We start from the raw sequence: 16,468 nt of genomic DNA on the forward strand, positions 1-16,468 counted from the left end.
CAGACCGTCTGACGCCGTCGGTTGACCCCTGACGCGATCGCGGAGTGACAGCCGAACGTGCCTCGAGGTCGCCGGAAACGTGGCCCTTATGCGCCGTTCGTCCCTACCCTGGCTCCATGACTGACGGGGACGTCGCGGCGTTTACCCACCTCGGCGCAACGGTTCGCGGGGCGCTCTCCGAACGCGGCTTCTCGCAGCCGACGGCACCGCAGCGACTGGCGATCCCACCGCTGTCTGCCGGCGAGAACACGCTCGTGATCGCACCGACCGGGAGCGGCAAGACCGAGACGGCGATGTTGCCCGTTTTCGATCACCTGGTCGCTGACGAGGGAGAGGCGAGCACAGCGAAGCGATCCACGTCGGAGGGGTCCTCCGACAACGGGCCACCCGAGGGGTTCGGCGCGCTCTATATCACGCCGTTGCGGGCGCTCAACCGCGACATGCGCGAGCGTCTCGAGTGGTGGGGGGACTACCTCGACCTCGCGGTCGACGTCCGCCACGGCGATACGACCCAGTACCAGCGGAGCAAACAGGCCGAGGATCCGCCGGACGTGCTGATCACGACACCCGAGACCGTCCAGGCGATGCTCACCGGCGAACGCCTGCGCGAGGCCTTGGCGGACGTCTCCCACGTCGTGATCGACGAGGTCCACGAACTCGCAGCCTCGAAACGAGGGGCACAGTTAGCGATCGGCCTCGAGCGACTCCGCGATCTCGCGGGGCCGTTCCAGCGGATCGGCCTCTCGGCGACCGTCGGTGACCCCGGCGAAGTCGGGCAGTTCCTCACCGGCGGGCGGCCATGCGAGATTCGCGAGATCGATGTGGGGAGTAATGTCGATGTAACGGTTCGCCAGCCAGAGATTACCGACGAGGACGAGCGGTTGGCGGGGGAACTGATGACCGAGCCGGATACGGCCAGTCACGTCCGGCTGATCCGTGACCTCGTCGCGACCCACGAGTCGACGCTGATCTTCGTCAACACGCGCCAGACCGCGGAGGCGCTCGGTTCGCGATTCAAGGAGCTCGAGTTGCCGATCGGCGTCCACCACGGTTCGCTCTCGAAGGAGGCCCGGATCGACGTCGAGGACCGGTTCAAGGCCGGCGACCTCGACGGCCTGCTGTGTACGTCATCGATGGAGCTGGGCATCGACGTGGGCCAGGTCGATCACGTGGTCCAGTACAAGAGCCCCCGGCAGGTCACGCGGCTCCTCCAGCGGATCGGGCGGGCGGGCCACCGCCAAGATGCGGTCTCGAGCGGGACGATCGTCACGACCCGCCCCGACGATACGTTCGAGGCACTGGCGATCGCCCGCCGGGCCCGCGACGGCGAGGTCGAACCGGCAGCGATCCACGAGGGAAGTCTGGACGTGGTGGCGAATCAGTTGCCGGCGATCGTGCAGAGTCGCGGCGATACGGACGTCGACGAAGCCGTCAAAACCATCACGCGCGCGTACCCGTTTCGAAATGTGTCTGCGGAGACGATTCGCGAGATCGTCTCCGAGCTGGACCGCAACCGGATCATCTGGTTCGACGAGGGCGAGGACCGCATCGAGACCACCGGCGGCACCTGGCAGTATGTCTATTCGAATCTCTCGATGATCCCCGACGAGGAGACCTACGAGGTCCACGACATTGCCTCGGGCGGCCAGATCGGGACCCTAGACGAGCGGTTCGTCGTCAACTTCGCCCAGCCGGGCGAGGTGTTCATCCAGCGCGGCGAGATGTGGCGGATCGCCGAGATCGACGACGACGAGGCCCGGGTCAAGGTGAGCCCGATCGAGGATCCCGCCGGCGAGGTGCCGTCGTGGATCGGCCAGGAGATACCCGTCCCTGCCGCGGTCGCCGGCGAGGTCGGCGAGCTCCGGGCCGTCGCCGAGCCACAGCTTCAGTCGGGAGCCGACGCCGCCGCAGTCGGGCGCGAACTCGCTGGCCGGTACCCGAGCGACGAGTACACGCTGACCGAGGCCTGCACGCAACTCGAGCGACAGGTCGACGCCGACGCGCCGATGCCGACGACCGACCGGCTCGTCCTCGAGCGCCAGGGGCGGACGATCGTCCTGAATGCACCGTTCGGCCACATGGCAAACGAGACACTCGGGCGGCTGCTCTCTGCCCTGTTGGGCCAGCGGGCCGGCTCGTCGGTCGGCCTCGAGACCGACCCCTACCGGATCGAACTCGAGGTGCCGACGTCGATCGCGACCAGCGATGTGCTGGACGTGCTCTCCGAGACCGACCCCGACCACGTCGAGGCGATCGTCGAACTCGGGCTCAAGCGCTCGGACGCGCTCGCGTTTCGGCTCGCACAGGTCTCGGCGAAGTTCGGCGCGCTCAAGCGCTGGCAGAACACGGGCTCGGGTCGGATCTCCAACGACCGGTTGCTGGCAGCGCTCGAGGACACCCCGATGTACGAGGAGGCGATTCGAGAGGTGTTCCACGAGGATCTGGATATCAACCGTGCGAGTGCGGTACTCGAAACGATTCAGTCGGGCGAACTCGAAGTAGTGACCCACCGCGGGCGGACGCCGGTCGGACAGGGTGGCCGGTCATCGGGTGGCAAGGAACTGCTCGCACCCGATAACGCCGACGCGAGCGTCATCGAGACGGTTCGCGATCGAATTCACGACGACCGGGTCATTCTGCTCTGTACCCACTGCACGGAGTGGAAAGTGAAGACGAAAGTCAAGCGCGTCCCCGACCAGCCCGAGTGTCCCGAGTGTGGCTCGACCAGAATCGCGTCGCTGAATCCGTGGGCTGACGAGGTCGTTCAGGCGGTTCGTGCCGAGGAAAAGGACGACGAGCAACGGGACATGACCGAGCGCGCGTTCCGGGCCGCGAGTCTCGTCCAGAGCCACGGTAAGCAGGCGGTGATCGCGATGGCTGCCCGCGGTGTCGGCCCACACAACGCTGCCCAGATCATCAACAAGCTCCGCGAGGACGAGGCTGAGTTCTACCGGGACATCCTCTCGAAAGAACGCGAGTACGCCCGGACCCAGTCGTTCTGGGATTGACCGGTCATTGGGCGACGAACGACTCTTCCATCTCCGTGGGAGTGATCACCTCGAGCTCGCCAGCGGATTCCAGTTCGTTGAGGTAGCTGACCGTCTCTCGAAGCTCCGACTGGGAACTTCCGTCGAGTCGGGTGAACGCCAGCGACGTGATACCGCCTAGCTCCGCGGTGAGATCGAGCGCCGTCCGCGCCTCCTCGGCGCTGAGGCCGGTGACTCGCGAGCAGAGCTGTGGATTCATCGCGGCACCCTGTGATGGGTAGCGACCGGCGAACGCGAGGCTGTGGTTCTCTGAGACGGCCTCGAGGACCTCCCCGTTGTACTGGCCGACCGGATACGAGAAGTAGCGCGCGCCTTCCTCGTAGCCGTTGTCCTCGAGCCACGCTTTCGCGTCGCTGACCTCCGTTTCCGGGTCGCGTCCCGACAGGGTGGTGAGATTCTGGCCGTGCATCGAATGACTCCCGATCGTCCAGCCGGCGTCGGACAGCTCCGTGATCTGGTCGGAGAGCAGGTGGTTGCCCGTCGCGCTTTCGTCTTCGCGAACCCGGCTCGGGACGATAAACGACGTTGCGGGATACCCGTACTCGTCGAGAATCGGGAATCCGTGCGTGTAGATGGACTCGTGGCCGCCGTCGAAGTGTACCATGACCTTGCCGACGTCCGGCGTGGGGGCAAACCGCAGGTCATCGATCCAGATCGACCCCTTGTCGTCGTCGGCGGTCCAGCGGATGATCTGGACCTCGGTGATCGCGGTCAGGTCGGGCTCGCCGTCGACGCTGTCGACGCCGAAATTATTGTGGACGAGCGGCGTGTCCTTGTGCATTCGCTGCCTGAAGATCATCCGATTCTCGTCCCCGTCGAGTAACTGGATGACTATGTCAGCCTCGTGTTCCGTCGCCATCGCCATGGTCGGTCGCACGCCCGTGAAATCCTGTGGCTCGTCCAGTTTCCGGACGATCCGGAACTGGTTGTCGGATCCCGACTCGAGCCGTGCGGACTGCGAGCCGGTGTACGCACGCTCTTGATCGGCGGTGAGCGTCCCGAGTGGCACGTCCCACGCGTCCACGTTCTCGAAATCGTCGAACTGTTCGGTCGTCGGCTGGTCAGAGCTGGGGCCGTCGCCCGATTCTTCGGACGTCGAACAGCCGGCGAGAGCGGCTACGAGAGCGGCGCTGAGATACGTTCGTCGTTTCATTGCTGGCGACCGCTTGCGCCACGGTGCAGTATATTGTTATTCTCGATTGTCAACAGCGTGTTATACGTCATAGAGTCGGGAAAACACGGCACACATCGCATGCACGCCGGGAACGCATCGGCTTCCGTGATCGGGCGCTGCCGTTCCACATAGTCTTCGAATACACGGGTTACAGGGCCGCCGTATCGAGTAGTGAGTTCGGACTGACTGCAGGCACCGTGCCTGCGTCTCGTAACCCTCGCCGTACGAGACCTGTAGGTCGAGGTTGTCGTGTCCCGTGAACGGCAGTGTGAGCGCTCGAGCGCCTATCGGCGCGAGTTGCCGATCCGTAACGGCCATACGGATTGCTCTCGTCATCCCCGCTATGAAATTCGCACCGGGGGCCTGGAAGTACGCCATCGTCCCTTTGCTCGCCGCGCCGTTTGCGCTTCTTTATAGCGCCACCGTCGGGCTCGTCGCGTTTGCGCTTGGCGCGGGAACCCTCGCGTTCTTTCGCGACCCGGAGCGGACGCCGCCAGCGACCGGTGTCGTCTCGCCGGCCGACGGGACCGTCTCCGTCCTTCGCGAGGAAGGCGATCGGGTCCGGCTGGGCGTCTTTATGAACGTCTGGCACGTTCACGTCGTTCGCGCTCCGTTCGCGGGCCACGTGACCGGCGTCGAACACGTCCCCGGCGCGAATCGACCCGCGTTCTCGAAGGAATCTGACCGAAACGAACGCGTGCACGTCCGTCTCGCGTCGGACTCCGCGAACCTGCCGTCGGCACCTGCCGAGGCAGCGACGACCGGAGACGACTCCACGACAGCGGTCGACGGACCGGGCCACGATGCTGCGGTCACACTGATCGCCGGCGCGTTCGCCCGTCGCATCCATCCCTACGCCGACCCCGGTGACGACGTCTCGCGTGGCGACCGCATCGGTCACATCGCCTTCGGCAGCCGCGTCGATCTGCTCTTTCCGCCGACGGTCGACCGCGAGGACGTCGCTGTCGACATCGGCGACTCGATGACTGCCGGAGAAACCGTCGTCCTCGAGTCGTCGCCCCAGCCAACGACCGATCGATCCGGTCACGAACAGTAAGCTTCGCGCTCGGTCATTCGTTCTCGCCCATCCCCGCTGCTCTGGCCGACAGCCGACCGTTTCGACGGATAAACGATTCGTTCAGTGCGGCTGACTCCGCTGAATCCGCCGTAACCGATCGAAACGGTCGCGTCGCTATTTGCTGCTGGCAGACGAACAAAACGCCGTCCACTGATTCCGATGGCCAGTCCACCTTCGATCTCCGACCAGGGATCCGCTGGCTCGAGTTCGACGACAGAGTCCGCTGACGACGCTCATGGCGTCCTCGAGCGAGTGACACCGGAACTCGTCACCTCGATCCGCGCGGTCGGGTTCTGGACAGCGATCGCCATGCCGTTTCTCTATTTGCCGCTGCTCGCGACCGGGCTGTCGTCTTCGTTCGACGGCATCCTGTTCGTCTGTCTGGTCGTCGGGAACTGCCTCGCATTGTACGTCGGCCACCCGCATCACCAGTAGGCGCTTCACATCGGTTTCGGGCAGGGTTGCCGTTCGCCGATCGACGAGCCCGTCGGGTTGATTCGCGCTCTCGACTTACAGCCCCCAGGTGAGTTCCCGACGAATCGCGCGTCGTTTGACGAGGACGAAGCCGACCGCGATGAGTCCGAACCCGACCAGCGTCACGGTCTCGATTGCTTCGTCGAGATAGAGCCAGCCGACGATCGCGGTGACGATCGGGGCCACGTACGAGACCATATTGATCTCGACGGCACCCAGTCGCTCGAGCAGGTCGAAATAGATGAGAAAACCGACTGCGCTCGCGCCGAATGCGAGGACGGCGAGCGCCCCGATCGCTTCCGGGTGAGTCCACGCGGTCGGCTCGAGCGGTTCGCCGATCGCGAGGCTCACGAGATGGAGAACGACCGCGCCGCCGAGCATCGACCAGGCTTCCATCGTCTCGATCGGCAACGCGGCATCGAGGCGGCGGGTGAGGACGCTGCCGAGTGCGAACGCCGCTGCTGCACAGAAGACGAGTCCCTTCGAGACGGCGTCGGCTGCGAGCAGGTTCGACGGGGTCGGCTGGACGATCACTGCGACGCCGGCGAGGCCGACGAGGACACCGATCACGCCGACCGGCGAGAGGGCGTCGGTCGGAACGAGCAGCCGCGCGAAGCCGGTGCTCAACACCGGTGAGAGACTCACCAGAATGGCCGCGGTAGCTGCCGGCGTGCGCTGCTGGCCGACGAACAGGAACGCGTGATAGGCCGCGATCAACAGGATGGCACCGACGGCGACCTGTCCCCACTCGGCTCGGTTTCGAGGCCGCCACGGCTCGACGACCATCGCTGCATAGCCAAGCATCACGACACCAGCGATATCGTATCGAAACGCCGCAAACAGAAGCGGCGGAAAATACGAAAGCCCTGCACTGATCGCAACGAATGCACCGCCCCACAGCGTCGCGAGCGTCACGAACAGCCCGAGATTTCGATACCGGTTCACAGCGGCTCTCTCGGAGGTGAGCCACCCTTTGTATTTCGATTCAGACTATCCGACCTGAATCGGACTCGAGCGTGATACTGTCACGTCAGCGTGCGGTAGAGCGCGCCACGACGGTCAGTACGACTGCACGTCGTCGGTTGTGGACCGCCCTCTCCCTCTCAGAGCGGCGGTCGTCCGCGGAGCTCGGGCTCGTCCTCCGTCGTCCGGAACTGCTCGAGTAAGGGTTTGATGTCGTCGAACCCCTCCGCCAGGACGATGTCACCGCTTCGGAGGTCGTACTCGATGATGTCGTAATCAGCGAGCCGTGGCAGGTGGTTGTGGACGAGGGAGACGTAGACGCGCTGTCGGGTTTCCTTCTCGAGTGCGTGGGTACTGACGTCCAGTTCCCAGGCGGCGATCTGGGTGACGAGGTCCTCGAGGTTGGCGGTCCGGTTGTCCGCTAACTCGTAGAGCAGAAACCGCCGCTCGGATTCGGCAAGCAGGGAACAGGCCGCTTCCATCCGACTGGCGTTCGTCGGGCTCATACATCGACCAAGCACCCAGTGGTATTACACCTACTGCCAACACAGATTGGGTCCCGATCGATCGACCTGCCTCTCAGAGATCGATATTTGTCGAAGCTGGTCGAGTTAGCGTCTGTCGATGCCGTCTGAGCAGATACCGTTAGCACAAATGACGGTTCACGCTGGGTGTATTCCGGTGGGGTACCAACCCACTCGGGAGCCGACCGAGGGGCTCCCGAGACGTACTGTGACATATGTTATCTCAGACGACATAATTAAGTGGTGGACCGACATACTCGGGTGTATGGCCGCTCACGGCCGGTCCGCACTGCGGGACCTGTTCGACGAGTCGCCCACACCCCACATTGCCCATCCCCCTCGGACCCACCATCGTGATTTCTACGTCGCTACCGACGGGTCCTTCCGGGAGTCGGGCGGTGGACTGGGCGCTGTTATCGAAACGCGCGACGGCACCCGCGTCGCACGCGTCGCGACGACGGACACGCCGCCGGACAACAACGTCGCCGAGTATCGGGCGCTGCATCTCGGACTCGACGTGCTCGCCGCGCGAGCGCCACGAGACGCCGCCGTCGGCGTCCTGATCGACCACGACGCGCTCGCCAGCAACGTCAACAACGCCATCCTCGCAGCTCAACACCCCGACGGGAAATCACCCCGCCCGATTTCAGTCCCGGCTGCGACACGGTATCACTGGCGGGGCATTCAGGCCCGTCTCTGTGGGTTCGACGAGGTCCGGGCCGCTCGCATCGACAGCGATCAAAACCCTGCCCACCCGCTTGCGAACGCACCGGAGCAGTACCGCCACGTCAACCGAACGTCCGATCGATGTGTCCTCCCCGAGACGCCGGAGCCGAGCGCTGCCACCGAATTCCCACCACCGTCTCGAGCCGACCGCAACGGCCCCGGCGGCGGTCGTGCCTCGGACTGATCGCTCGACGGCAGCCGTATCCGGCGGCGAGGGCCGGCCCGAACCGTCATCGTTTTCTCACCGCTCGAGCAACTCCTCCCCGATGAGTCTCCGCGTCGCGGTCGCCGCCCCGTTCATCCAACACGGCACGCGTCGCCTCAAGGAAAACGAGTTCGTCGTTGCCCTCTCGCTCGACCGAGACTGGTTCTCGCCCGACCAATCGAAGCGACTGATCGATGTCGCGACGAAAGAGGGGCTGCTCGAGCGAACCGACGACGGGCTCGACGTAACGTTCGATCCCGCCGAGGTGACGGTACCCGAGGAGTTCATGCCCGACGAGGACCTCCTGCGGGAGCGGTCGGCGTTCGAACGCGTCCTCGACTCGCTGGTCGCCGAGGGGATGGAAAAACACGAAGCCGTCGGCGCGATCAACACCCTTCAAGGGGAACTCGGGCTCACGATCGAGGCCGCAGCAGTCGTTTACGCCCGCCGCGAGGGCTTCGAGGTCGACGAGCTCGTCCCGATCGCCCGCGCGGCCCTCCGCGACACCGAAGACAGTTAGTCTCGACGGCCTGAGCCACGCGTATGGTCGAAGATCGGATCACCGACGGTCGACGGATCGCCGAACTGCTCTCGAGCGAACTCGACGGTCGCGAGGACGGCGACCTCGCAGCCGTTGCCGTGACGAACGCCGACCGCGACGTCGAACCGACGGCCGAAGGCGCGCGTGCCTACGACGTCACCTGCAGCGACGAGCGAATCGCCCGTGTCTTTCTTCACGAGGACCGGGCACACCTCGAGTTCGAAACGGGCCAAGATGTCGCAGCCGATGCCGCGTCGGACGCCGACCTCCGAGTTCGACCGAAGGCGACGACGCCGCCGCGAACGCTCGTCTTCGTCGAGAGCGGCGCGGAAGTCAAGCGGGTGACGGACGTGGTTCAGGCTGTGAGCCGGTCGCTCTGAGAACTACCGTGATCGGGTGTGGATATCGCCCAGTCGAGCACTCGTTCGGCAGGTAAACGCAAGCGTTACTGCTGTCTTTCAAATATCGAGTTATCGTCTCATACGGTCTGCTATCACTGGTTACCGGTGCACCCGCAGGACAGGTCGCGGGTGCGCCGGAACTAACTGATAGGTGCCCGTCTCACTCGAGCCCGGCGACAACCGCCGGAACAGCCGTCGCAACCGCTTCTTGCTCGACGTGTGCGACGGCGCGCGGATCGGGGTCGGGGCCGTCCTCGAGCAGCACCTGCACCGCGGTCAATCCGGCCTCGGTCGCGCCCTGGATGTCGGCCTCGACCTCGTCACCGACGTAGACCGCTTCGGCGGGTGTGACGTTCAGTTCGTCAGTGATCGCCTCGAACGCACGAGGGTCGGGTTTCCCCGCCTCGAGTTCGCCGGTGACGACGGCGGCGTCGAAGGCCCCCTCCCAGCCCAGCGTCTCGAGTTTGTCTCGCTGGGCGCGAACGGGGCCGTTCGTAAGCAGGCCAACTCGATACTCGCCGCGTAAGTCCGCGAGCATGGCTTCGACGCCGGGCAGGGGCTTGAGGGCGTCGGCGATCGTCTCGCGATACGCTGTTGCAACGGCGGCCGGGTCGGTGTTGCTGTCGGTGTCCGCGAGCAGGTCGGCGAAAATGGGTTCGCGCGTTTCGGTCGTGAGGTTTCGCCGATGGGCCGCGAGATACGCCTCGCGTGTAAGCGATGGCGCACCCGTGGTGGCCGTGGCCTCTTCGAGGATGGTCGCCCGATCCCGCTGGGGAACGGCGAGCGTGTAATCGAGATCGAAGACGACCGCCTGTGGCATAGCCATGAGAGGGGGCTCGAGCCGGTTGAAGCTTTCTGTTCTGCCGGGTCGACTTAGTCGTCGCTCGCTCGGCCAGTTCGGCTGCGTCCCCGCTCGAGCAGCGAGACGAAGACGGGTTCGAGCCGGCTCGAGTACTGCATGAGTGACGTGCCGAGGATGCTCATGACGAGGACGTAGCCGACGGCGACGGCGTAGATCGTCTCGGCGGTCTCTGTGGGTATCCCGCTGCCGGCGCCGGTGAGCGCGACACTCGCGATGATCAGCGAGAACTCGCCGCGGGTAGCCATGCCGAGCCCGACGCGCAGCGACCGGCGCTCGTCGAGGTCGTAGATCCGACCTCCGAGGTAGCCGCTGACGAGCTTTGGCGGCGTCGTCACGATCACAGCGGCAACGATGATCCCGACGACCGAGAGCGTAAACAGCCCCGGATCGGTGACGAGCCCGATCCAGAAGAAGAAGATCGCCGCGAAGGCGTCCCGAAGCGGCTCGAGCAGCCGCTCGAGGTCGTGGACGTGATCGGTTCCCGAAAAGGCCATGCCGACGAAGAAGGCGGCGACGGCCTCGCTGACGCCTAACGCGAGTGCGATGCCGGCAACGAGGACCGTGACGCCGAGCGCTCGGACGACGACGAACTCGTTGGTGTCGGCCTCGAGAAAGCGCTGGAAGAAGTCGGTCCCGTACGTGACCAGCGCGAGCAGCGCGAGGATGACGACGATCGCGATCGCGATCTGGCCCGCGGCCGCCCCGAGATCGCCCCCGCCGAGGACGAGCGCGGAGACGATCGCCAGGTAGACGGCGATAAACAGGTCCTCGTATACGAGCGTCCCCAACATCGGTTCCGACTCGGCGTTAGCGATCCAGCCCAGATCGAGCAGCGACTTCGTGATGATCGCGCTTGAGGAGATGTAGACGACGCCGGCAGTGAGGATGGCCGCGAGTGCGCTCCCGAAGACGAGATAGCCGAACAGCAGTCCGATCCCGAAGTTGAGCGCGAGGTCGATCGTGCCCGCCTTGCCGATCCGATCCTTGCTCGCGAGTAGCCGCTCCAGATTGAACTCGAGACCGAGGAAGAACAACAGGAGGACGATTCCGAGCTCCGCACCGACGACGACGAAGTCCGTGTCGCCGAGTGCGAGCCCCCCGAGCGCCGCCAGGAGGTCGACGCCGCCGACGGCAACCTCGCTGCCGGCGAGGTCGGGGAGTTCGCCGAGGACGTTCGGTCCCAGCACCATCCCGGTGATGATGTACAACGGAATGACGGACTGGTCGATCCGATTCGCGACGATGCCGGCGAGTGCGACCGCGGCAAAGAGTATTCCCACGTCGACGAGTGCCGTCTCAGTTGCCACTATGGCTCACCTCCGACGGAGACATCGGTTTAGATCACTCCTCGAACCCGTCTCCGAGCAGTGCTTCGAACTGTGTACAGTCCTCTTGCTCGCCGATGACGACGACCGTGTCGCCGGCCTCGAGGACCGTCTCCGGCGTTGGCGGTGAGATCAACTCATCGCCGCGCTGGATAGCGACGATGGAGACGCCCGTTCGATCACGGACGTCCGACTCAGCGAGCGTCTTACCGGCGACTTCGGCTGTCTCTGTGACGGTGTACCACTCGAGGTAGGTCTCGTCGGACAGCATGGTCTCGACTGCCTCGGCCTGGACCGGCTGGAAGTATGCCCCTTCCAGAATCGTGCCGATCTTCCGGGCGAGCCGATCCGAGACTTCGAACAGTTTGTCGCCGTCAGCGTCCGCGTCCGGTTTCAGGTACACCTCTCGTTTCCCCGTGTTGTGGGTCACGATGACGAGCCGAGAGTCGTCCTCGAGTTCGACCTCGAATTTCTTCCCGACGCCGGGGAGGTCGCTCTCGTAGATGGTCATACCACAACGAGTGGACCGCGCGGCAATAAATGGCATGACCCGTTCACTCTATCGGACGTGGCCGTTCCTGGAGGTCAGTCAGTCGCTACTCGGCCAACCCCTCGATGAGAAACGTCGCGGAGGCGAGATTCGTCGCCAGCGCCGTATCTCGCACGTCACAGATCCGCAACAGTGCCGAGATGTCGGGCTCGTGGGGCTGGGCTCGCAGCGGATCGCGAAGGAAGACGACACCATCGAGGTTCCCCGCTGCGACTTCGGCACCGATCATCAGGTCGCCGCCGTGGGGTCCGGACTCCATGCGCTCGACCTCGAGGTCGGTCTCCTCGCGCAGCCGCTTTCCCGTCGTTCCCGTCGCGATCAGGTCGTACTCCCGAAGCTGTGACTCGTGGGTCTGTGCAAATTCGATGAGGTCTGACTTCTTCCGATCGTGGGCGATCAGTGCGATGCGCGTCATATCGGTCCGTCAACCCCGTGGAGAATAAACGAACCGCTGGTTCCAGCGAGAGACACTGGCTCGTTCGGATCAGTTCGAGCGGTCTTTCTCATCGGAGACGGACACTTCGTGGTGGTCAGAACTCCTCGACGTGTGGCCGCAGATCGAGCTCGAGTGTCCACGCCGACCGGTCCTGCATGACCAGCTGCCAGTACGAGTCGGCGATCGCGTCCGGATCGAGGAACTCGGCCCTATCCCGATCCGGCTGTGTCTCGCGACGTTGCGGTGGCTCGATCTGGCCGTCGATCACGACGTGGGCGACGTGGATCCCCTCGGGACCGAGCTCGCGAGCCATCGACTCGGCCATCCCGCGGGCGGCGAACTTGGCCGCACTGAAGCCGAGCGCGCCGCCGCGACCGCGAACCGCCGACGTCGCGCCGGTGAAGATGATCGTTCCACCGTCATCGGCGAGCATGTCGTCGACGGCCTCCTGTGCACACAACAGGGACCCCTGTGCCGAGACGCGCATTGTCTGTTCGAACTCGTCCGGCGAGATGTCCTGGAGCCCCTTCCAGGCGCCGCCACTTGCGTGATTGACGAGGATATCGACGGGGCCGAACGCGTCGCGAACCTCGCGAAATCCGGCCTCGACGGCTTCGGGATCGGTGATATTGGTTGGGACGGCGAGCGCGTCGTCACCGAGATCGGCTGCCAGCGACTCGAGGAACTCCGCTGAGCGGGCGAATAGCCCCACCTGACAGTCCTCGGCGACGAATTTCCTGGCGATCGATTCGCCGAGTCCGGGGCCGACGCCGGCGATGACAGCAGTTCGTGCCATGGCATGGTCAACGGCAGCACAGCACAAAACCATCGCCATCACTATGACGCGATAGTCTCGCGTCGATCGCACCGCATTGGTATTCAAGACAGGCACTTTTGCCGCCAAGTCCCATGGACCTGTGCATGGGTGTTTTTCGCGGACGTGATGGCAAGCGCCTCGTCTGGACCGGACTCGGGCTGGTCATCGCGGCGCTGATCGGACTCGCCCTCTTCCGGTACGTCGGGACGTTCCTCTTTGCGATCTTCGTCTACTACGCGACGCGGCCACTCTACCGCTGGCTCGACCGCTACATCGACCATCCGAACGTGACGACAACGATCACGATCCTGTTCGTCATCATCCCACTGGTGGCCATCATCGGCTATGCAGGTATCGTCGCGCTCAGAGAACTCGATCAGTTTCTCGCCGCGAGCAACCTCGAGGCGTATCGGGCGCCCTTCCAGCCATACCTTCGATTGGCACACCACGGAAACATCGAGCAGCTGATCAGATCGTTCAGGTCCGGCGCCGGTAGCTCGGTTACGGGGGTACTCCGCCAGGGCCTCCCGAGTGCCGTCCAGCAGTTGGCGTCGATCGCCGGCTTCGTCTTCTCAGTCCTCGCCCGGCTCTTCCTCATGCTCACGATCCTCTTTTATCTCCTGCGAGACGATCACCGGTTACGGCAGTGGTTCTACGATAGCATCGACCACGAGCAGCGGATCGTCGACTACGCAAACGATGTCGATGACGACCTCGAGACGGTCTTCGTCGGTAACCTCGCAGTCATCCTGGTGGCGGCTATCGTCGCCGTCGCCACGTACTACGGTCTCAACTTCCTCGCATCGGGCGGGCCCGTCGTTGGAACACCAGTGTTGCTTTCCCTGCTTATCGGGATCGGAACGCTGATTCCGGCCGTCGGAATGAAGATCGTATACGTCCCGTACGGCCTGCTCTTGCTTGGGCTCGCGGTGACGACGCCGACGCCGCTTTGGCATCCGATCGCGTTTTTGGTCCTTACGTTCGTCGTCGTCGATACCGTCCCCGACTTCTTCGCTCGGTCGTTCCTGTCCGCCCGCAGTGGGATCCACATGGGGTTGGTCCTGCTGGGATACTTCCTCGGAACGCTCGCGTTCGGCTGGTATGGCCTGTTCCTCGGTCCGATCGTCGTCGTTCTCGCGACTCACTTCGCCGACAAGATCTTTCCCGACCTCGTGGACGATCTGCTCGCGAACTGATCTCGGACCGTCCGCGACCGGGCGCTCGAACCACAGTGAGCACACGGCGTCGTCGCGCAGACGAACGTTTTTCGTCGGTGCAGCGTCGATCCACGACGGATGACCGAACTCAGCGCACACCACGTCGGTATCACCGTCACCGATCTCGAGGAGACGCTCGCGTTCTACCGGGACGTGCTCGACCTGTCGGTTGCGAATCGGTTCAGCGTCGGCGGCGAGGCGTTTTCCGACGCGGTCGGGGTCGAGGGTGCAAGCGCCGACTTCGCCCACCTCGAGGCCGACGGCGTCCGGATCGAACTCGTCGAATACGAACCCGAAGGGACGGACACGGCGGCGTCGGAGCTCAATCAACCGGGGGCGAAACATATCGGCCTCTCGGTCGACGACCTCGAGTCGTTCGCTGCGTCACTTCCCGACGACGTGCCGACGATCAGCGGGCCACAGACCACCGAAAGTGGCACCACACTCATGTTTCTGCGCGATCCAGAGGGGAACCTGATCGAAATTCTCGAGGCCTGAGTCGAGCGAGAACACGTGGTCTGATCGAGCAGACGTGTTACGGCCCTCGACAGGCCAGCGTCGATCTCACTTCTTCGACATCGCCATCACACTGCGAACACCTGCGTTTTTCCGCGGCGATATAGACGATGCGACACCGTGAGCAGTGAAAGAGATTCCCAACTGCCGTCGAGACGTTGGTTCCCGTTTCGCCGTCGTCTCGAGGTGTCTCGGTTTCCGTTGTATCTCGTTTGTTCAACAGTGCCGACCGGACCTGGTCGTGAAGACGGCGTGTGATCGTCGTCGCGTTCCGTCGGATTCCCATACCGTAGGCAACTAGAACACGAATGAAGTAGTTACTGTCAAAGGTATTTGGATGCAGACCGGACGGACGCCGTCTCACTCGCATTGTGCTGCGTCGTAGCGTCGGCGCGAGCCGATCGACCGGCCCGTGGATAGCAACCTTTTCGACCGTCCCGAGGCCAGTTCCGGCATGAACTTCTTCGACCGCTTGCACGACCGCATCCGAACGGTCGACAGCGTCGTCTCCGTCGGGCTCGATCCTGACCCGTCGCGCATCCCCGATCACCTCCAGAAACACGACCTCCCCCGGTGGGCGTTCAACCGCCGCATCATCGACGCGACCCACGAACACGCCGCCATCTACAAGCCCAACGCGGCCTTCTACGAGGACCCCGACGGCTGGCGCGCACTCGAGGAGACCATCGCTTACGCCCACGGCAAGGACGTACCCGTCCTGCTGGACGCCAAGCGAGCCGACATTGGAAACACGACCCGCCAGTATGCGAAAGCCCTCGAGACGGTCGACGCGATCACCGTCAACCCCTACATGGGTCGGGACTCGCTGCAGCCGTTCCTGGCCGACGAGGAGTCGGGCGTCTTCGTCCTCTGTCGGACATCGAACCCGGGTGGTGCCGACATTCAGGACCTCGAACTCGCAACCGGCGAACCCGTCTACGAGCGCGTCGCGGCGCTGGCGGACCTCTGGAACGAAAACGACAACGTCGGACTCGTCGTCGGTGCAACCCAGCCCGAAGAACTCGAAGACCTCCGCGAGCAGGTTCCAGAGCTCCCCTTCCTCGTCCCCGGTATCGGCGCACAGGGTGGCGACGCCGAGGCAGCCGTCGAGTACGGGCTGGCAGACGGCGTCGGGCTCGTCAACTCCTCGCGCGGGATCATCTTTGCAGGCGAAGACGAGGGCGAAGACTTTGCCAGCGCCAGCGGTCAGGCCGCAAAGCGGCTCAAGAAGCGGCTCAACCAGTACCGCGATAGCTAGATCGCCGCTCTTCGCGTTTTCCACCGAGCCGGTCGGCTCGGTCGACGCTCAAAACCGGTTGATATCAACGTCGTCGCGCTGTCCCGGCTGAGCCTGCGCGGCGCAGTCGGCACACAGCCCCAGTTCGTCGTCGTAGTGAACGTCGCAGGCGAGCGTGCCGCAGTTTGGACATCGCTGCTGGGCGGGGCGCGATTCGCAGATCTGACAGAGACCGCTGACGCTCATAGCTTGGGGGTACACGCTCGAGGGGCTTGAAAGCGCGCCCGGAACACACGCACTGTCGACTCCCCGCTCGGGAGCCCTACTGTGTCAGACAGTGGCAATCCACGGGAAGCCTTTTGCTGTGTGGGCCTC

19 protein-coding genes are annotated in these 16,468 nt (G+C 64.3%); 9 read left to right on the top strand and 10 right to left on the bottom strand.

Going from position 1 to position 16,468, the window contains the following annotated elements:
- Positions 1–116 precede the first annotated feature (116 nt).
- Positions 117–3,008, top strand: coding sequence for a DEAD/DEAH box helicase (locus ACERI1_RS14740; RefSeq protein ID WP_373619140.1), 2,892 nt, complete (start codon positions 117–119; stop codon positions 3,006–3,008).
- Positions 3,009–3,012: 4 nt separating this feature from the next.
- Here ACERI1_RS14740 and ACERI1_RS14745 read toward each other — a convergent pair whose 3' ends face one another.
- Complete coding sequence (locus tag ACERI1_RS14745) at positions 3,013–4,200, bottom strand: polysaccharide deacetylase family protein (protein WP_373619142.1); 1,188 nt, start codon at positions 4,198–4,200, stop codon at positions 3,013–3,015.
- Positions 4,201–4,564: 364 nt separating this feature from the next.
- Between ACERI1_RS14745 and ACERI1_RS14750 the strand changes: the two genes are divergently transcribed.
- Entirely contained in the window at positions 4,565–5,278 is a 714-nt protein-coding gene (locus tag ACERI1_RS14750) for a protein sorting system archaetidylserine decarboxylase (protein ID WP_373619144.1), read from the top strand.
- A 180-nt stretch (positions 5,279–5,458) separates the two neighbouring features.
- Positions 5,459–5,734, top strand: a complete 276-nt coding sequence (locus ACERI1_RS14755; protein WP_373619146.1) for a hypothetical protein — start codon at positions 5,459–5,461, stop codon at positions 5,732–5,734.
- Positions 5,735–5,809: 75 nt separating this feature from the next.
- On the opposite strand, the gene ACERI1_RS14760 is transcribed toward ACERI1_RS14755, so the two are convergent.
- Both ACERI1_RS14760 and ACERI1_RS14765 read right to left on the bottom strand, forming a co-directional pair.
- Positions 5,810–6,718 (bottom strand): DMT family transporter, encoded by a 909-nt coding sequence (locus ACERI1_RS14760; RefSeq protein ID WP_373619148.1) that lies wholly within the window; start codon positions 6,716–6,718, stop codon positions 5,810–5,812.
- Between the two features lie 158 nt (positions 6,719–6,876).
- Complete coding sequence (locus ACERI1_RS14765) at positions 6,877–7,242, bottom strand: hypothetical protein (RefSeq protein WP_373619149.1); 366 nt, start codon at positions 7,240–7,242, stop codon at positions 6,877–6,879.
- Positions 7,243–7,525: 283 nt separating this feature from the next.
- On the opposite strand from ACERI1_RS14765, the gene ACERI1_RS14770 reads away from it, so the two are divergent.
- The 3 genes from ACERI1_RS14770 to ACERI1_RS14780 all read left to right on the top strand — a co-directional run bounded on the left by ACERI1_RS14770 (position 7,526) and on the right by ACERI1_RS14780 (position 9,112).
- Positions 7,526–8,170, top strand: coding sequence for a ribonuclease H (locus ACERI1_RS14770; protein ID WP_373619150.1), 645 nt, complete (start codon positions 7,526–7,528; stop codon positions 8,168–8,170).
- Between the two features lie 82 nt (positions 8,171–8,252).
- Positions 8,253–8,711 carry a DUF2240 family protein gene (locus tag ACERI1_RS14775; RefSeq protein ID WP_373619151.1) on the top strand — a complete coding sequence of 153 codons (459 nt, stop codon included), beginning with the start codon at positions 8,253–8,255 and terminating at the stop codon, positions 8,709–8,711.
- A 23-nt stretch (positions 8,712–8,734) separates the two neighbouring features.
- Positions 8,735–9,112 (top strand): hypothetical protein, encoded by a 378-nt coding sequence (locus ACERI1_RS14780; protein WP_373619152.1) that lies wholly within the window; start codon positions 8,735–8,737, stop codon positions 9,110–9,112.
- A 181-nt stretch (positions 9,113–9,293) separates the two neighbouring features.
- Here ACERI1_RS14780 and ACERI1_RS14785 read toward each other — a convergent pair whose 3' ends face one another.
- The 5 genes from ACERI1_RS14785 to ACERI1_RS14805 form a co-directional block, all read right to left on the bottom strand.
- Positions 9,294–9,953 carry an HAD family hydrolase gene (locus tag ACERI1_RS14785; RefSeq protein ID WP_373619154.1) on the bottom strand — a complete coding sequence of 220 codons (660 nt, stop codon included), beginning with the start codon at positions 9,951–9,953 and terminating at the stop codon, positions 9,294–9,296.
- 53 nt (positions 9,954–10,006) lie between these two features.
- A complete protein-coding gene (locus ACERI1_RS14790; protein ID WP_373619156.1) occupies positions 10,007–11,302 on the bottom strand; it encodes a cation:proton antiporter in 1,296 nt (431 codons plus the stop codon).
- A gap of 34 nt (positions 11,303–11,336) precedes the next feature.
- Entirely contained in the window at positions 11,337–11,831 is a 495-nt protein-coding gene (locus tag ACERI1_RS14795; RefSeq protein WP_373619158.1) for a cation:proton antiporter regulatory subunit, read from the bottom strand.
- Positions 11,832–11,916: 85 nt separating this feature from the next.
- Positions 11,917–12,285: a methylglyoxal synthase gene (locus ACERI1_RS14800; protein ID WP_373619161.1), complete on the bottom strand. Its 369-nt coding sequence runs from the start codon at positions 12,283–12,285 to the stop codon at positions 11,917–11,919.
- A gap of 115 nt (positions 12,286–12,400) precedes the next feature.
- Positions 12,401–13,102 carry an SDR family NAD(P)-dependent oxidoreductase gene (locus ACERI1_RS14805; RefSeq protein WP_373619162.1) on the bottom strand — a complete coding sequence of 234 codons (702 nt, stop codon included), beginning with the start codon at positions 13,100–13,102 and terminating at the stop codon, positions 12,401–12,403.
- Positions 13,103–13,227: 125 nt separating this feature from the next.
- Between ACERI1_RS14805 and ACERI1_RS14810 the strand changes: the two genes are divergently transcribed.
- Together ACERI1_RS14810 and ACERI1_RS14815 are read left to right on the top strand one after the other, a co-directional pair.
- Entirely contained in the window at positions 13,228–14,319 is a 1,092-nt protein-coding gene (locus ACERI1_RS14810; RefSeq protein WP_373619163.1) for an AI-2E family transporter, read from the top strand.
- A gap of 99 nt (positions 14,320–14,418) precedes the next feature.
- Positions 14,419–14,838 (top strand): VOC family protein, encoded by a 420-nt coding sequence (locus ACERI1_RS14815; protein ID WP_373619165.1) that lies wholly within the window; start codon positions 14,419–14,421, stop codon positions 14,836–14,838.
- Between the two features lie 37 nt (positions 14,839–14,875).
- Here ACERI1_RS14815 and ACERI1_RS14820 read toward each other — a convergent pair whose 3' ends face one another.
- Entirely contained in the window at positions 14,876–15,142 is a 267-nt protein-coding gene (locus tag ACERI1_RS14820; protein WP_373619166.1) for a hypothetical protein, read from the bottom strand.
- Between the two features lie 168 nt (positions 15,143–15,310).
- On the opposite strand from ACERI1_RS14820, the gene pyrF reads away from it, so the two are divergent.
- The gene (pyrF, locus tag ACERI1_RS14825) at positions 15,311–16,114 is read left to right on the top strand and encodes an orotidine-5'-phosphate decarboxylase (RefSeq protein WP_373619168.1); all 804 of its coding nucleotides are present in this window, start codon (positions 15,311–15,313) and stop codon (positions 16,112–16,114) included.
- 48 nt (positions 16,115–16,162) lie between these two features.
- Here pyrF and ACERI1_RS14830 read toward each other — a convergent pair whose 3' ends face one another.
- Entirely contained in the window at positions 16,163–16,339 is a 177-nt protein-coding gene (locus ACERI1_RS14830) for a hypothetical protein (protein ID WP_171052365.1), read from the bottom strand.
- Between the last annotated feature and the right edge of the window lie 129 nt (positions 16,340–16,468).

Source organism: Natrinema sp. HArc-T2, assembly GCF_041821085.1.
In the GTDB taxonomy this organism is placed as follows: domain Archaea; phylum Halobacteriota; class Halobacteria; order Halobacteriales; family Natrialbaceae; genus Natrinema.

Coding starts and splice junctions, on each gene's coding strand:
- ACERI1_RS14740 (WP_373619140.1), top strand. CDS start 117: ATGACTGACGGGGACGTCGCGGCGTTTACCCACCTCGGCGCAACGGTT.
- ACERI1_RS14745 (WP_373619142.1), bottom strand. CDS start 4,200: ATGAAACGACGAACGTATCTCAGCGCCGCTCTCGTAGCCGCTCTCGCC.
- ACERI1_RS14750 (WP_373619144.1), top strand. CDS start 4,565: ATGAAATTCGCACCGGGGGCCTGGAAGTACGCCATCGTCCCTTTGCTC.
- ACERI1_RS14755 (WP_373619146.1), top strand. CDS start 5,459: ATGGCCAGTCCACCTTCGATCTCCGACCAGGGATCCGCTGGCTCGAGT.
- ACERI1_RS14765 (WP_373619149.1), bottom strand. CDS start 7,242: ATGAGCCCGACGAACGCCAGTCGGATGGAAGCGGCCTGTTCCCTGCTT.
- ACERI1_RS14770 (WP_373619150.1), top strand. CDS start 7,526: ATGGCCGCTCACGGCCGGTCCGCACTGCGGGACCTGTTCGACGAGTCG.
- ACERI1_RS14775 (WP_373619151.1), top strand. CDS start 8,253: ATGAGTCTCCGCGTCGCGGTCGCCGCCCCGTTCATCCAACACGGCACG.
- ACERI1_RS14780 (WP_373619152.1), top strand. CDS start 8,735: ATGGTCGAAGATCGGATCACCGACGGTCGACGGATCGCCGAACTGCTC.
- ACERI1_RS14785 (WP_373619154.1), bottom strand. CDS start 9,953: ATGCCACAGGCGGTCGTCTTCGATCTCGATTACACGCTCGCCGTTCCC.
- ACERI1_RS14795 (WP_373619158.1), bottom strand. CDS start 11,831: ATGACCATCTACGAGAGCGACCTCCCCGGCGTCGGGAAGAAATTCGAG.
- ACERI1_RS14800 (WP_373619161.1), bottom strand. CDS start 12,285: ATGACGCGCATCGCACTGATCGCCCACGATCGGAAGAAGTCAGACCTC.
- ACERI1_RS14805 (WP_373619162.1), bottom strand. CDS start 13,102: ATGGCACGAACTGCTGTCATCGCCGGCGTCGGCCCCGGACTCGGCGAA.
- ACERI1_RS14810 (WP_373619163.1), top strand. CDS start 13,228: ATGGGTGTTTTTCGCGGACGTGATGGCAAGCGCCTCGTCTGGACCGGA.
- ACERI1_RS14815 (WP_373619165.1), top strand. CDS start 14,419: ATGACCGAACTCAGCGCACACCACGTCGGTATCACCGTCACCGATCTC.
- ACERI1_RS14820 (WP_373619166.1), bottom strand. CDS start 15,142: ATGGGAATCCGACGGAACGCGACGACGATCACACGCCGTCTTCACGAC.
- pyrF (WP_373619168.1), top strand. CDS start 15,311: ATGAACTTCTTCGACCGCTTGCACGACCGCATCCGAACGGTCGACAGC.
- ACERI1_RS14830 (WP_171052365.1), bottom strand. CDS start 16,339: ATGAGCGTCAGCGGTCTCTGTCAGATCTGCGAATCGCGCCCCGCCCAG.